Below are 12898 nucleotides of genomic sequence, written 5' to 3' on the forward strand. Positions count from 1 at the left end.
GGCGGGGGAGGTGCGAGGCGGCGTGGGTGAGCACGAAGGGCACGGAGTCCCCGGCCGCCACCTCGAACTCCGCGTGCGTCGCCTGGCCGTGCCCCTCCAGGTCCACGGGTGTCTGCAGCCACACGGCGTCGGGGCCGGCGATGGCGGCGAGTTCGCCGTCCACGTGCCTGACCCAGGGCACCACATGGCCGTAGTCGAACCGGAGGACGAGCTCGCTGCGCATCCGCACCCGGCCGCTGACGCCCTCCACGATGCGGACGACGTCGGCCGCCTCGCCGCGCGGCGGCATCAGGTCGACCACCCGAACGGTGCCCGACGACGTGGTCCAGGTGGTCTCCAGGACCAGCGTGTCGCCGCGGTAGCGCCGGTCGGTGCACTCGCCGCCCTCGGTGGGCGCGAGCAGCCACCGCCCGTTGCCCGCATCGCCCAGCAGGGCGGCGAAGCAGGCGGGGGAGTCGAACCGGGGCAGGCACAGCCAGTCGATCGACCCGTCACGGCCCACCAGGGCCGCGGTCTGCAGGTCACCGATCAGGCCATAGTCCTCGATCGCGGTCATCCGTTGCCTCCGTGGGGCGGTCGCTGCGGCTCAGCGCAGGTCGAGCACGACCTTGACGTCGTCGTCCCGGGACTCGAACGCCTCGGCGAAGGACTCCAGTGGCACCCGTCGGGACAGCAGCCGGCCCAGCCACCCCGGATCGGCGGCGGCCAGGGCGTCGGCGGCCAGGCCGTAGTGCCGCAGGTTGGCGTTGACCGAGCCGAAGACGACGTCGTTCTCCAGGACGATGGACCGGTTCAGGGCACCGGCGTCGAGGGGGACCGTGCGCCCGGGCGTGGATATGCCGGTCAGGCAGACGATGCCGTAGGAGGCCGTGCTCGCCATCGCCGCGACCACCAGCGGAGCGACCCCGGTCGCCTCGATCACGACGTCGGGGCGGCCACCGGCCAGGGCCTCGTCGAAGCCGTCGCAGTGGTAGGTGGCGCCCAGGTCCTCGACCAGCGCGGGCTTCGGCCCGGTGCGGACCTGGTCGAGCACGTGCACCTCGAGACCGCGTTGCCGTCCGAGCAGAGCCGCGAGCAGGCCGATCGGCCCGGCGCCGGTGACCAGGAGCCGCTCCGGTTCGAACCACGACCGACTGCCGATGCGCTCGATCTCCTCCCACGCCTTGGCGACCACGCTGGTCGGCTCGACCAGGACCCCGGCGTCGGCCAGGTCGGGGGAGAGCCGGACGGCGAAGTCCGGCGCGAGCGTCCAGGTCTGGCTCGCGTACCCGTCCAGGGACTTGATGCCGCGCTCGGTGTACCGGCCGTTGCGGCACATGTCGAAGGCGCCGTGCGCGCAGGCGCCGCAGGGCACCGGGTCCGGGCGGCGGACCACCCCGACGACCAGGTCGCCGGCCGCGAACCCGGAGCCGTCGGGCGCCTTCCGGACCCGGCCCAGCGACTCGTGGCCGACGACCAGCCGTTCGCGGCCAGGCGGTGCCCAGCCGTACTCGCCTCTCGCGATCTCCTCGTCGGTGCCGCAGACGCCGACGGCCAGCCCGTCGACCAGCAGCTCACCGGGGTCGCGGTGCGGATCGTCGACGTCCTCGACGGCGAGGGAGCCGGCCTGACCGGGCCGCACGGTGAGAGCTCGGATGGTGCGCCTCCTGGAACAAGGGGGACGCCGCCACGACAGGCGTCTGTTGGCATCTGCCAAATTAGCGTGCGGAGCGGGTCCCGGCAGCTCGAGCGGTGGCCCGGCCACGCGGACGCGGTGAGCCGCTCGACCAGAGCACCCCGACGGGAGGGCATAACGTCGGGTGGTGGAGATCCTGCGCACGCCCGACGAGCGGTTCGCCGACCTGCCCGACTTCCCCTACCCGCCGCGCTACGTCGAGGTCGACGACCTCGACGGCGGACGGCTGAGAGTCGCCTACGTCGAGGACGGCCCGGCGGACGGCGAGACGGTGCTGCTGCTGCACGGGGAGCCGTCCTGGTCCTTCCTCTACCGCCGGATGATCCCGGTGCTGGCCGCCGCGGGGCTGCGCGTCGTCGTCCCGGACCTGGTCGGGTTCGGCCGGTCGGACAAGCCCGCGCAGCAGGAGGACCACAGCTACGGCCGGCATGTCGAGTGGCTGCGGCAGGTGCTGTTCGACCAGCTGGACCTGCGGGCGGTCACCGTGGTCGGCCAGGACTGGGGCGGCCTGCTCGGTCTGCGTCTGGTGGGGGAGCACCCCGACCGGTTCGCCCGGGTGGTGGCGGCCAACACCGGCCTGCCCACCGGCGACCACGCGATGAGCGAGGCGTTCCTGGCCTGGCAGCGGTTCGCCGCGGCCGCCGATCGGTTCGAGGTCGGCCGTGTGGTGCAGAACGGCACCGTCACCGGGCTGCCCGCCGACGTCGTCGCCGCCTACGACGCGCCGTTCCCCGACGACTCCTACAAGGCGGGCCCCCGGGTGTTCCCCAGCCTGGTGCCCACCCGGCCCGACGACCCGGCCGCCGCGGCCAACCGGGCGGCGTGGGGAGGCCTGGCGCGCTTCGACAAGCCCTTCCTCACCGCGTTCTCCGACGGCGACCCGATCACCGGCGGCGGTGACCGCGTGTTCCGGGCGGTCGTCCCCGGTGCGCACGGGATGCCGCACACCACGCTCGCCGGCGGCGGGCACTTCCTCCAGGAGGACGTCGGCCCGGAGCTCGCTCGTGTGGTGGTCGACCTGATCGCGGCAACCCCCTGACGTGAGCCGGCACGAGCCGGACGTGCGCCGGCGCGCGGCGTCAGGTCGCGGAACGGGTCCGGGCTGCTCGGGCGGCCGTGGCCCGGCGTACTCCTGAGGAGGCCAGCCGCTTGACCAGGACGAGCAGGGCGGTGCCGGCCAGCTGCGCGGGGGTCGGGTCGAGGGCGAGCCGGAGCAGCGAGGCGGCCAGCAGCATGTCCAGCAGGACCGACAAGGTCAGCAGGACGCGGCGGGTGGCGAAGAGAGCGGCGGCAGCGGACACCAGCGCGGCGAGGGTGACCAGCAGGGCAGCGGCGCTGATCGCACCGGTCATGGCGCCGATGGCGCCGGGCCGGTTCCTCCGCGTTCAGCCGCCAACTGCGCCTGCTCCTCCTTGATCTCCTTGCCGAGGAAGTAGTTCAGGGCCGTCCGGATCGCGGCCACGGCGGCCAGCTCGCCGATCTCCCGCAGCGTCGGGGCGACGGCGGTGCGCAGCACGTCGCTGGCCAGCTGGAACTCGAGGCCGAGGGCCAGGTAGCGGCCGAGCCCCAGCCGGACGGCGACGAAGCGGTGCGGTTCGTGCCGATGGCGCACCGCGGCGTCGAGGAACCGGACGAAGGCGATCAGCGCCCCGACGAAGATCACCACCGCACCGGCGCTCTCGACCAGCCGGACCAGCAACTCGACGGCCGACTTCAGGAAGTCCTCGGACACCACCTCGGTCACCGCGGCAGCACCGGCCCCACGGCGCGGCGGACCGGCCCGGCGGTGGCCCGGGACGGCGCTGTCCCCAGGCGCGCGACGGACGTGGTCGGGTCGGACGAGGACAGGTTCGGCATCAGTTCTCCGGCGAGGTCGAGGGATGGTGGACGCCCGGCGTCCGTGCGGATCGGCGTGGGCGTCGGCGCCGTGCCAGGGTGCGGTGGAGCAGCGTCACCCGCCAGCCGAGAGGGAACGCCGATGTCCTGGCTGACCAGTCCGTGGTCCGATCTGGGGATCGTGGCCGCCAAGGCCGCGCTCATGTACGGCACCGCGCTCGTCGGTCTGCGGATGGCCCAGCGACGGACCCTGGCCCAGTGGACGATCATCGACTTCGCCGCAGCGGTGGCGGTCGGGGCGATCATCGGCCGCACCGCGATCGCCGACTCGCAGTCCTACGCCAGTGGTGCAGTGGCGCTGCTGACGATCGTCGCCGCCCACCGGCTGGCCAGTCTGCTCCGCTTCCAGCCGCTGCTGGGCAAGCTCACCGACTACCGCGTGCGCGTGCTGGTCGCCGACGGCCGGGTGCGCCGGCACCAGCTCCGGCGGTGCGGGCTCACCGACAACGACCTCTACGCGGAGCTCCGCCAGCACGGCGTGTTCGACATCGACCGGCTCCGGTACGTGCTGTACGAGGGCAAGGGCGGGTTGACCGTCGTGCCCCGGGACGCCCCGGCCCCGACGCCGCTGGTCGCGGAGGGCGTGCGTGACTCGGTGGGGTTCACCCCGCCCGAGGGGACCGCCACTCCCTGACGCCGGCCCGGGCGCCGGGACGGGCATCAGCTGTGCCGGCTGACGTGGTCCCCGGGGTCCTCGTCGACGGGCTCGATGCCGTAGGCGTGCGCGTTCTCGTAGCCGATGAACTGCACGGCGATGTCGTGCCGGGTCTGCAGGTCGGCGTTCCGGCGGAAGTCGGCGAGGTCCTGACGCTCCTCCTCGGCCATGTGGTCGCTGTTGGCCACCCGGGCGTCGGTGACCGCCTGCCACCAGGCGTCGCTGCCGGCCTCGTGCCCGGACACCCGGCGGACGGCGTCCCGGATCTCGTTGTGGTCCTCGACCGCGTCCTCCACCTCCTCGTCGACGCTGTCGGCGTCCGCGGCGCCGCGGCCGAGGTCGAGCAGGCGGGGACAGAAGAAGCGCTCCTCTGCCTCGGCGTGCGCCTCGAGCAACACCTCGAGGCGCTTCCAGACGGCGGCCAGTGCGGCTGTGTCGTCGCGCGGGATCTCGTCGAGGAGCGCGAACGTGCGGCGTTGTTCGTGGTGCTGGAAGAGGATCAGCTCGTGATGTCCATGCCTCCGCCCACCCGGACGTCCCGTGCCGATGCGCCGGTGGTCAGAGGGCGGCAGGATCCTCGGCGACGGGGAGTCCGGACACGGCGATCACGGACGGCGCAGTTCTTGCCGGGCCGCGTTCCCAGGGGTCGTCAGGGGTCCTGCGGTCCCGGTCGTGCCGCCACCAGGTCGCTGAGGGCGCTGATCAGCGCGGCGCGCCGGCGGCTCGGGAGCTCGTCGAGCCGCCGGTGCAGCGCTGACAGCCGCAGTTCGTCGTACCGCGCGAGCAGGGACCGCCCCTGCGCGGTGAGGGTGAGGGTGATCTCGCGGCGGGTCACCTCGGACTGCCGGCGGTCGACGAGTCCGGCAGCGACGAGTCGGTCGACGAGGCGGCTGGCGGTGGAGACGGTGACGCCCATGCCGTCGGTGAGCCGCATCAGGTTGGCGCCGTCGGCCTCGTCGATGACGCTGAGCGCTCGGAGCTGGACCAGTGACACCGAGCCCAGCTGGTCCGCAGCCTGGACGGACACGCTGACGAAGGTCCGCGCCGCCTGCACCAGGATGACGTCCTCGGGCACTGCCCCGCCCGGTTGCGTCCCGATCACCGTTCGTCCCCGCCTGACGTCGACGCCAACAGTTGGCTGACTGACTGTAAGCGGTCGAGCGGGGCGGCGTGCTCCGCGAGGCACATCGTCCTGAGCGCGGCGGCCGAGCGACGCGGCGGGTCGTGGCGATCCCCTGCAGGACCCGCTCATCAGCTCCCGGTGGTCGTCGGGACGGGCCGGCCCGGGGCAGGGGGACCTCCGGGCCGGCGGCCTCCACCATCGACCCGGGCCGGGGCGGCCACCCGCGGTCGCCGGAATTCGTCAACGCGTCGTCACATGCCGGGCGGAGCGGCGGGACCGACATGACGGTCAGGTGACCACCGCAGTGACCACCGCAGGGGGCGGACCGGTGAGGAGGGCCGATCAGCTGCCGCGTGGGCTCGGCGTTCGTACCGGGTGGAGGGGCGCCAGGTCACCGGCCCACCAGGAGTTGACCCGGTCGTGGTGGTCGGCGTCGTAGCTGAGCTCCGGGTCGTGGACCAGCGCGTACCGGGTGCCGGCCGTCGCCCGGCCGCGCCCGTGCTCAGCGCCGGACGGTGCCGGTGACCACTGCCGTGACGAGGCCGCCGCCGACGCCGACGGCCAGGACCCCGGCGGCGCCGGCGTACGCGGCGCCGCGCGCTGGCCGCGCTGGTCGGGGGCCCGGGCCACCGGTCTGACCGGCGAGGACGACGGCATGCCGGCGAGGGCCGGCGCGAGACAGGGAGCGGCATTCGCCGCTCGCAGCCTGCTGTGGCAGAGGGGGCACGCTGACCGGAGGATCGACCGGTGGATGCTGTCGCACTGCTCGGACTGCTCGTGCTCGGGGTCGTCGTCCTCACCCCCGTTGCCGACCGGATCGGCGTCCCGCAGCCGGTGCTGCTCACCATCTACGGCCTGGTCCTCGGACTGGTGCCGGTCGTGCCGGCACCCCAGCTGGACCCCGACCTGATCCTGCCGCTGGTCCTCCCGCCGCTGCTGTTCGCAGCCACCCAGAGCGCGTCGGTGCGGGAGCTCCGCGCAGCCGCCCGGCCGGTGCTCGGGCTCACCGTGCTGACCGCAGCGGTGGTCACCGTGGTCGGGCACGCGCTCGGGCTGCCGTGGGCGGTCGCCGCGGTGCTCGGTGGCGTGGTCTCCCCGCCCGACCCGGTGGCCGCCACCGCGGTGGCGGGCCGGCTGCACCTGCCACCGCGGCTGGTGACCCTGCTGGAGGGGGAGGGCCAGTTCAACGACGCCACCGCGCTGGTGATCTACCAGTTGTCGGTGATGGCGGTGGTGGCCGGTGGTGTGACCGCCGGGGAGGTGGGGCTGAGCCTGCTGGTCGCGGTCGTGGGCGGGACAGCCCTGGGCTTCGCCGGCGGGTGGCTCGCCCGCCGGGCGCTCGGCCTGCTGCACGACCCGGCCGCCGAGACCACGGTGACCATCGCCGTGCCGTTCGCCCTGTACCTGGCGGCCGAGCAGGTCGAGTCCTCCGGGGTGCTCGCGGTGCTGGTCTCCGGGCTGTACCTGCGGGCCACCACCACCCGGGAGATCACCTCGGCCGGCTGGCTGCTGGGTCGCTCGGTCTGGGAGTACGTCGAGTTCGCCGTCAGCGGCCTGCTGTTCGCCTTCCTCGGCGTGGAGCTCACCGACGTGCTGGGGAACACCTCGGTACTCGACGACGGGGAGACGATCGGGGTGGCCGCCGCCGCGGTCGGCGTGCTGGTCGTGCTGCGGGCTGCCGCGATGTTCACCGCGTCCGGGCTGGCCGGGCGGCGCGCGCGGCGGAGCAACTCGGCCACCCCCTACGGCTGGCGGGAGTCCGCCGTCGCGTCCTGGGCGGGCATGCGCGGGGTGGTCACCGTCGCCACCGCGCTCGCGCTGCCGGCCACCGTGGACGGCGGCGGGCCGTTCCCCGCCCGTGAGGAGGTGGTGGTGGTCGCCCTGCTCGTCGTCATCGTGACGCTGGTGCTGCAGGGGCTCACCCTCGCGCCGCTCATCCGGAACCTGGGTGTGGCCGGCGACGCCGACGTCCAGGCGGACGTGCGCCGGTTGCACCGCACCGTCACCGAGGCGGCGCTGGGCGAGCTGCAGCGGGCCGACGGCGTCTCCCCGGAGGTCCGCGACGCCGTCGTCCGGCAGTACGAGGCCCGGCTGGGGTACCGCCGCAGCGTGCAGGACCTGGTGGACGGGAAGGCCGGCGGGGACGACGCCGGACGGCAGCTGCGGGAGCTGCTCGCCCGCGCGACCGAGGCCGAGAGGGACGCGGTGCTGGATGCCCGCCGACGTGGGGACGTCGCTCCCGCGGCCGCCGACGACGTGCTCTTCGACGTGGAGGCCAGGGCCCTGCGCTACGGCTCGTGAGCCGGGGGTGGGACCCGTCGCCGGACCCACCGCTCACGCGGGCGCCCCTGCCCGGGGGCCGACGGGCCCGGTCGCCCCGACCTCCCGGGGCTCGGGCGCGCCGGGCCGCCGGCGAGCCGCGCGCTTGAGCATGAGCCGGTAGCCGACCAGGAGCGAGGCGTTGCCCAGCAGCAGCCACAACCCCAGCAGCACGGCGGTCGCCAGTCCGGTGGCACCGTAGCGCTGGGTGAAGTCGGCGTACCGCAGGTAGACCAGGTACCCGGCGGTCACGACACCGACCAGCCCGGTGGCGATGGCGGCTCCCACCACGACGTCGCCGATCCCGGTCTCGCGGAGGCGGAACAGCGAGTACAGCACCCCGATCAGCGTGCCCAGGACCAGCAGCGCACCGCCTGCCAGCGCGAGCGTCAGCAACGCTCCCTGGCCGACGACCCTCGGTACCAGGTACAGCGCCGACAGCGCGCTGAACACCACCAGTGGCCCGGTCGCGATGAGCACCAGCGCGAGCAGCCGCCCCCGCCAGCCGCGGATCGGCCGCTCCGCCCGTGGCGCCACGGCGGTGAACGCCCGGGCCAGCGCGGCACCGTAGGTGGTGGCCGGCCAGATCGCCGCCACGGCCGCCAGGGGCCCGGTCTCCGCGGCCACGTCGATCAGCGCCCGCAGCACGTCGGCAACGGGGAGCTGGTCGGGCGATCGGCTGTCGACCGCGGTACCGAGGTCGGCCAGCGTCGAGGGGTCGATGAACCAGCCGGCAACCCAGAACCCCAGCAGGACCATGGGCGGCAGCGAGATCAGCGCGTAGAACGCCAGGCTGGAGCTGGTCGTCACGAACTCCGGGCTGCGCAGCCAGTCCAGGAAGCGCTGCACCGGCTCGGGGAGGGCCTGCCATGCAGCACCGGATCGTCGGCGCAGGACGTCGACCGCGCGCCGCGGGACCAGCCGCGACGGTGGGCGCTGATCGTCCGATGCGCTCACCTCTGCCCGCCGGAGGCCACCATCGCATCGCGATCCGGTGACCGACGGGTGGTGCGGCCTGTGCGCTGCACGTCCGCGGTCGTCGGCACGGGGCTCGCACGGGGACGGACGTTCACCTGCCGAGGGAGCGCCGCGGTGGGAGCGGGTACAGGGGTGCCAGGTCCCCGGCCCACCAGGCGCTGACGTTGGCGTAGTAGTCGGCGTCGTAGCTGAGCTCCGGGTCGTAGACCGGCGCGCCGTCGAGACGCTCCCGGCTGCCGCCCAGCCGGACCACGTCCGGCTCGACGGCGGTGACCGCCTCGACGGGGACCAGGAAGTGCTGCCGGCCCAGGCCCAGGAGACCACCCGAGCCGATGCGCAGCAGACGCACCTCGCCGAGCAGCTCGTCGATGAAGAGGTCGTCCACCTCGCCGACCGGGTCACCGTGCTCGTCCAGCGCTGTCCGACCGCGCACGTCGGCCTCGGGGTCGGCGACGGTGTGGCCCGTCCTGCTGAGCGGGACCAGCTGGCCCGGGACCTGGCTGCCGTTCATGAGGCGTCCTCTCGTCTGCGTGTGAGCGCCGTGCCTCCTGCATGCCCGCGCTGCGCCGTCCCAGCGGAGCTGTGAGGACCTCGCAACGGGATCGTCATGGTCCAGTCATGTCCGCTCCGCCGACGGACGCGCGGTCAGGACGTCGGGCTGGCGGAGGGGGTCAGCAGCGAGGAGTAGTCGTCGGCGGCGAGCGGCCGTGCGGTCAGCTGACCCGACGGCAGGGGGGCGTCCACCTGTTGACCGGCCCGGGTCAGCAGCACCGCGTCGACCCCGGGCAGGCTGGTCGCGGTCAGCACGATCTGCGCCACGGCCCGCCGGCTCTCCTGCCCCGACGGTGCGTCCGCGGTGCCGCCCAGGTCGATCGTCGCCGTCCGGTCGGACAGCTCCTGGACGGTCAAGGAGGTCTCCGGGCGCAGTGCCGTGGACAGCCGGTCGGTCAGCTCGTCGGCGGTGGGTCCGGCCGCGAGGTCGTCGAGCAGCTCGTCGAGACGATCGGCGAGCTGCCCGTCGGTCAGGGACCGCCCCTGCGGGACCAGGGCACCGTCCTCGGCCAGGAGGTAGACCCGCGGCTGGTCGAGCTCCGCCGACGCCGAGGGCGCCGCGCTCGTCGACGGGGTGGCCTCGGCGAGGCCGTACGGCACGTCCGATGCGGCGATCGGGTCCGGGTCACCACCCGTGGGGACCCCGCACGCAGCCGTCACCGCCAGCATCAGCAGAGCCGCGGCGCGGCCGGCCCGGTCCCGAGGGCTCACCCCGCCGCTCCCGGGACGACGAGGGAGAACCGGGCGCCACCGGCCGGGCTGTCCGACACCCACGCCGCGCCACCGTGGGCTGCGGCGGTCTCCTCGACGATGGCCAGCCCCAGGCCGGCCCCCGGCATCGACCGGCGGGCCGCCCGGGGCCCGCGGGCGAAGCGCTCGAAGACGCGCTCGCGCTCGGTCGGCGGTACCCCGGGGCCGGCGTCGTCGACGAGCACCAGCACCGATCCGTCCTGCCGTTGCACCCGGACATCGACGATCCCCCCGGCGTGCCGGTCGGCGTTGTCGAGCAGGTTGGTCACCGCGCGCTCGAGCCGGTTCTTGTCCCCGCGCACGGTGGTGGCGTCATCGGCGTCGGCGTGCAGCAGGCCGGGTGGGCACCCCCGGTGAGCGAGCACCTCGCGGACCAGCGCGCTCAGCGAGACGGGTGCCACGGTGCCCGCCGGGGCGGTGCCGTCGACCTTGGCGAGCTCCAGCAGGTCGTCGAGCATGCGCCGGAAGCGGTCCAGCTCGGCCTCGATGAGCTCCAGCGCCTGCCGGCCGCGGTCGGAGAGCTCCGCGCGGCGGCTGCCCAGGACCTCGACGCTGGTGACCAGGCTGGTCAGCGGGCTGCGCAGTTCGTGGCTGACGTCGCCGACGAACCGCGCGTCCCGCTCGATGCGGCTGGCGAGGGCGTCGACCATGCTGTTGAAGCTGGCGACGATGGCGAGCAGGTCCGGGTCCTCGGTGGGCGGCAGTCGGATGCCCAGCTCCCCACCCGCGATCCGCGTGGCCGCCCCGGCCACCTGCTCCAGCGGCTGCACCACCCGCCGGCTCGCCCAGGCCCCGAACACCGCACCGGCGGCGGTGGCCGCCAGTGCCCCCGCGCCCAGGACCGCGGTCAGCGTGCGGAGCGACGCCTGCAGCTCCGCGAGCGGAGCGACCTCGTAGAACTGCAGGTCGGCGGCGACCACCGGGACCCCGACCACGAGATGCGGCCCGGTGGGTGTGCTGATCCGGGCCGTTCCGGCCGAGCCTGCGGTGACGAGCTCCTGCAGCGAGCCGGGGACGTCCCGGGCGCCGACGTCCAACCGGGAGGAGTACCAGGAGCCCCCGCTCCGGACGACCACGTCCGCGCCACCGGAAGGCACCAGGTCGACCAGTTCCTCCCCGACCTGGCTACCGGCGGTGGACAGCCGGCTGGACAGGACGTTGGCGTCGGCGAACGCCTGCCGGGTCACCGCGCTCTCCCGCTGGCCCAGCAGGTAGTTGCGGGCCAGCAGGAAGGTCGTCGTCACCAGGACGGCGGACACCAGCAGCGCGCCCACGGCGAAGGCGAGCACGATTCGCGCCCGCAGCCCCCGCGGTCCGAGGGACGGGGTCACTGCGGGTCCAGCCGGTAGCCCAGCCCGCGGACGGTGACCACCAGGGTCGGCGCGCTCGGATCCCGCTCCACCTTGGTGCGGAGCCGGCGCACGTGCACGTCGACCAACCGCTCGTCACCGAAGAAACCGTGCTCCCAGACCCGTTCGAGGAGCGCCTGACGGCTGAGCACCCGGCCGGCGTTGGCGGCCAGCTCGCAGAGCAGCCGGAACTCGGTGAGCGTCAGCGGCAGCTGGTCCTGCCCGCGGTGGACGGTGCCGCGCTCCGGCCGGAGGACGAGGGGCGCCACGGGGTCGGGGTCCAGCACCAGCTCGGTCGGCCGCTCGGCCGCGCCCTCACCACCGGACCCGCCCTGGCCGCCGGCCCGACGGCGCAGCGCGCGCAGCCGGGCGGTGACCTCCTTCACCTGGAAGGGCTTGGTGACGTAGTCGTCCGCGCCGGCCTCGAGCGCGGCGACGATGTCGTGGGTGTCGGCCCGGGCGCTGACGACGACGATGGGCAGGTCGTGCGCCCGGCGGACCTCCCGGATCACCTGGAACCCGTCCATCGCCCCGAGCATCAGGTCGACGAGCATCAGGTCGGGCGCGGCCGTGGCGACCGACCGGCACGCGTCCTCCCCGCTGGCGGCCTCGGCCACCTGGTAGCCCTCGTCCTCCAGGGCCCAGCGCAGCGACATGCGGATGTGGTCGTCGTCCTCGACCAACAGCAGGCGGGGCGACACGCGGTCCATGCTGCCACCGCCGGCGGGCCGCGCCCTGCCCCCGGAGCCAGCCGTCACACGATCGCAAACAGACGGCCAGGCAGATCGCAAGGTGCGTCACCGACCCTCGGTGCAGACCGCCCGACCGCTGCACGCGAGGGGAGACCACCGCCGATGGCCGTTGCTGCCACCCGTCACCCGACCTCCGGCCACACCACCGGCCGGCCGGCCGACGACGGGCACGTGGTGGTCCGGATCGACGACGAGCTGCTCGCTGATGGCCTCGCGGACCTGCGCTGGCTGCTGCACGACGCGCTGCTGGCCGGTGCCCGCGGGCTGACCGTCGACCTCTCGGACGTGCGGCAGCTCTCCAGCACCGCGGTCGCGAGCCTGCTCTGGGCGCACCGGACCTGCCGCACCCGGGGAGGTGCCGTCGTCCTCCGCGGGGTCAACCGGCGCACCGACGACCTGCTGCGCCGGACCGGACTGTGGCGGGTCATGCAGGTCGAGGACGCGCGCCCGGGCCGTTGACCCGTCCGGGACGCGCTGTCATGCTCAGCCGGCGCGACGCGCCCGGAGCCGGAGGGCGCCGTCGGCGCTCATGACGTCAGCGGCGCGGGGCGACCGCGACGGGGGCGTTGCGGACCAGCAGCCGGCCGCCCGAGGCGGCCATGCTGCTCTCCAGCGAGGACAGGACGTGCAGGCCGACGGCGTCGGCGGCCTGCACGCCGGTCAGGTCGAGGACGACGGTCGAGTGCCCGAGCCGGACCAGCCCCTCGACGGTCCCTCGGAGCAGGTCGGCACCCTGGGAGGTGAGCTGCCCGCTGGCCTGGACCCGTCCGCGGCGCCCGTCGACCACCTCGGTGAGCGCAGCGCGCGGTGGGGCCGCAGCTGCGGCGGGGCTCGGGTGCGGGGACGGGG

17 protein-coding genes are annotated in these 12898 nt (G+C 74.6%); 4 read left to right on the plus strand and 13 right to left on the minus strand.

The window, feature by feature from the left end:
- Nucleotides 1–556: trehalase-like domain-containing protein (locus FHL79_RS23640; protein WP_246081174.1), on the minus strand; the 556-nt coding region annotated here is incomplete at its 3' end.
- A gap of 30 nt (nucleotides 557–586) precedes the next feature.
- Nucleotides 587–1621 carry a glucose 1-dehydrogenase gene (locus tag FHL79_RS23645; protein WP_218938587.1) on the minus strand — a complete coding sequence of 345 codons (1035 nt, stop codon included), beginning with the start codon at nucleotides 1619–1621 and terminating at the stop codon, nucleotides 587–589.
- A 181-nt stretch (nucleotides 1622–1802) separates the two neighbouring features.
- Between FHL79_RS23645 and FHL79_RS23650 the strand changes: the two genes are divergently transcribed.
- Nucleotides 1803–2714, plus strand: a complete 912-nt coding sequence (locus tag FHL79_RS23650) for a haloalkane dehalogenase (protein WP_138761005.1) — start codon at nucleotides 1803–1805, stop codon at nucleotides 2712–2714.
- A 40-nt stretch (nucleotides 2715–2754) separates the two neighbouring features.
- Here FHL79_RS23650 and FHL79_RS23655 read toward each other — a convergent pair whose 3' ends face one another.
- Nucleotides 2755–3027, minus strand: coding sequence for a hypothetical protein (locus FHL79_RS23655; RefSeq protein WP_138761006.1), 273 nt, complete (start codon nucleotides 3025–3027; stop codon nucleotides 2755–2757).
- Nucleotides 3024–3419 (minus strand): DUF1622 domain-containing protein, encoded by a 396-nt coding sequence (locus FHL79_RS23660; protein WP_138761007.1) that lies wholly within the window; start codon nucleotides 3417–3419, stop codon nucleotides 3024–3026. The genes FHL79_RS23655 and FHL79_RS23660 overlap by 4 nt, the downstream gene beginning before the upstream one ends.
- Before the next feature lie 234 nt (nucleotides 3420–3653).
- Here FHL79_RS23660 and FHL79_RS23665 point away from each other — a divergent pair, with 234 nt between their 5' ends.
- Nucleotides 3654–4205: a DUF421 domain-containing protein gene (locus FHL79_RS23665; protein ID WP_138761008.1), complete on the plus strand. Its 552-nt coding sequence runs from the start codon at nucleotides 3654–3656 to the stop codon at nucleotides 4203–4205.
- A 26-nt stretch (nucleotides 4206–4231) separates the two neighbouring features.
- Here FHL79_RS23665 and FHL79_RS23670 read toward each other — a convergent pair whose 3' ends face one another.
- The 3 genes from FHL79_RS23670 to FHL79_RS23680 all read right to left on the minus strand — a co-directional run bounded on the left by FHL79_RS23670 (nucleotide 4232) and on the right by FHL79_RS23680 (nucleotide 5979).
- Nucleotides 4232–4801, minus strand: a complete 570-nt coding sequence (locus FHL79_RS23670; RefSeq protein WP_218938590.1) for a hemerythrin domain-containing protein — start codon at nucleotides 4799–4801, stop codon at nucleotides 4232–4234.
- A 74-nt stretch (nucleotides 4802–4875) separates the two neighbouring features.
- Nucleotides 4876–5328 carry a MarR family winged helix-turn-helix transcriptional regulator gene (locus FHL79_RS23675; protein ID WP_171058319.1) on the minus strand — a complete coding sequence of 151 codons (453 nt, stop codon included), beginning with the start codon at nucleotides 5326–5328 and terminating at the stop codon, nucleotides 4876–4878.
- 363 nt (nucleotides 5329–5691) lie between these two features.
- The gene (locus FHL79_RS23680) at nucleotides 5692–5979 is read right to left on the minus strand and encodes a hypothetical protein (RefSeq protein WP_138761011.1); all 288 of its coding nucleotides are present in this window, start codon (nucleotides 5977–5979) and stop codon (nucleotides 5692–5694) included.
- Nucleotides 5980–6096: 117 nt separating this feature from the next.
- Between FHL79_RS23680 and FHL79_RS23685 the strand changes: the two genes are divergently transcribed.
- A complete protein-coding gene (locus FHL79_RS23685) occupies nucleotides 6097–7650 on the plus strand; it encodes a Na+/H+ antiporter (protein WP_138761012.1) in 1554 nt (517 codons plus the stop codon).
- Between the two features lie 33 nt (nucleotides 7651–7683).
- Here the strand turns inward: FHL79_RS23685 and FHL79_RS23690 are convergent, their stop codons facing one another.
- From FHL79_RS23690 to FHL79_RS23710, 5 genes are all read right to left on the minus strand, one after another.
- A complete protein-coding gene (locus FHL79_RS23690) occupies nucleotides 7684–8625 on the minus strand; it encodes a YihY/virulence factor BrkB family protein (protein WP_171058320.1) in 942 nt (313 codons plus the stop codon).
- 112 nt (nucleotides 8626–8737) lie between these two features.
- Nucleotides 8738–9157, minus strand: coding sequence for a PRC-barrel domain-containing protein (locus FHL79_RS23695; RefSeq protein ID WP_138761014.1), 420 nt, complete (start codon nucleotides 9155–9157; stop codon nucleotides 8738–8740).
- 134 nt (nucleotides 9158–9291) lie between these two features.
- Nucleotides 9292–9909 (minus strand): GerMN domain-containing protein, encoded by a 618-nt coding sequence (locus tag FHL79_RS23700; protein ID WP_138761015.1) that lies wholly within the window; start codon nucleotides 9907–9909, stop codon nucleotides 9292–9294.
- Nucleotides 9906–11279, minus strand: a complete 1374-nt coding sequence (locus tag FHL79_RS23705; protein ID WP_138761016.1) for a sensor histidine kinase — start codon at nucleotides 11277–11279, stop codon at nucleotides 9906–9908. The genes FHL79_RS23700 and FHL79_RS23705 overlap by 4 nt, the downstream gene beginning before the upstream one ends.
- Nucleotides 11276–12007 (minus strand): response regulator, encoded by a 732-nt coding sequence (locus FHL79_RS23710; protein ID WP_171058321.1) that lies wholly within the window; start codon nucleotides 12005–12007, stop codon nucleotides 11276–11278. Before FHL79_RS23710 ends, FHL79_RS23705 begins: the two co-directional genes overlap by 4 nt.
- A 144-nt stretch (nucleotides 12008–12151) precedes the next feature.
- Here FHL79_RS23710 and FHL79_RS23715 point away from each other — a divergent pair, with 144 nt between their 5' ends.
- Nucleotides 12152–12508 carry an STAS domain-containing protein gene (locus FHL79_RS23715; RefSeq protein ID WP_138761018.1) on the plus strand — a complete coding sequence of 119 codons (357 nt, stop codon included), beginning with the start codon at nucleotides 12152–12154 and terminating at the stop codon, nucleotides 12506–12508.
- 76 nt (nucleotides 12509–12584) lie between these two features.
- Here FHL79_RS23715 and FHL79_RS23720 read toward each other — a convergent pair.
- Nucleotides 12585–12898: STAS domain-containing protein (locus FHL79_RS23720; protein WP_218938588.1), on the minus strand; the 314-nt coding region annotated here is incomplete at its 5' end.

The sequence above is a fragment of the Modestobacter altitudinis genome (assembly GCF_005930475.1).
Taxonomy (GTDB): domain Bacteria; phylum Actinomycetota; class Actinomycetes; order Mycobacteriales; family Geodermatophilaceae; genus Modestobacter; species Modestobacter altitudinis.

What these genes read in the sequence shown, in the direction of transcription:
- FHL79_RS23655 (WP_138761006.1), bottom strand. Translation starts at nt 3,027, where the DNA reads ATGACCGGTGCGATCAGCGCCGCTGCCCTGCTGGTCACCCTCGCCGCG.
- FHL79_RS23665 (WP_138761008.1), top strand. Translation starts at nt 3,654, where the DNA reads ATGTCCTGGCTGACCAGTCCGTGGTCCGATCTGGGGATCGTGGCCGCC.
- FHL79_RS23715 (WP_138761018.1), top strand. Translation starts at nt 12,152, where the DNA reads ATGGCCGTTGCTGCCACCCGTCACCCGACCTCCGGCCACACCACCGGC.
- FHL79_RS23695 (WP_138761014.1), bottom strand. Translation starts at nt 9,157, where the DNA reads ATGAACGGCAGCCAGGTCCCGGGCCAGCTGGTCCCGCTCAGCAGGACG.
- FHL79_RS23710 (WP_171058321.1), bottom strand. Translation starts at nt 12,007, where the DNA reads ATGGACCGCGTGTCGCCCCGCCTGCTGTTGGTCGAGGACGACGACCAC.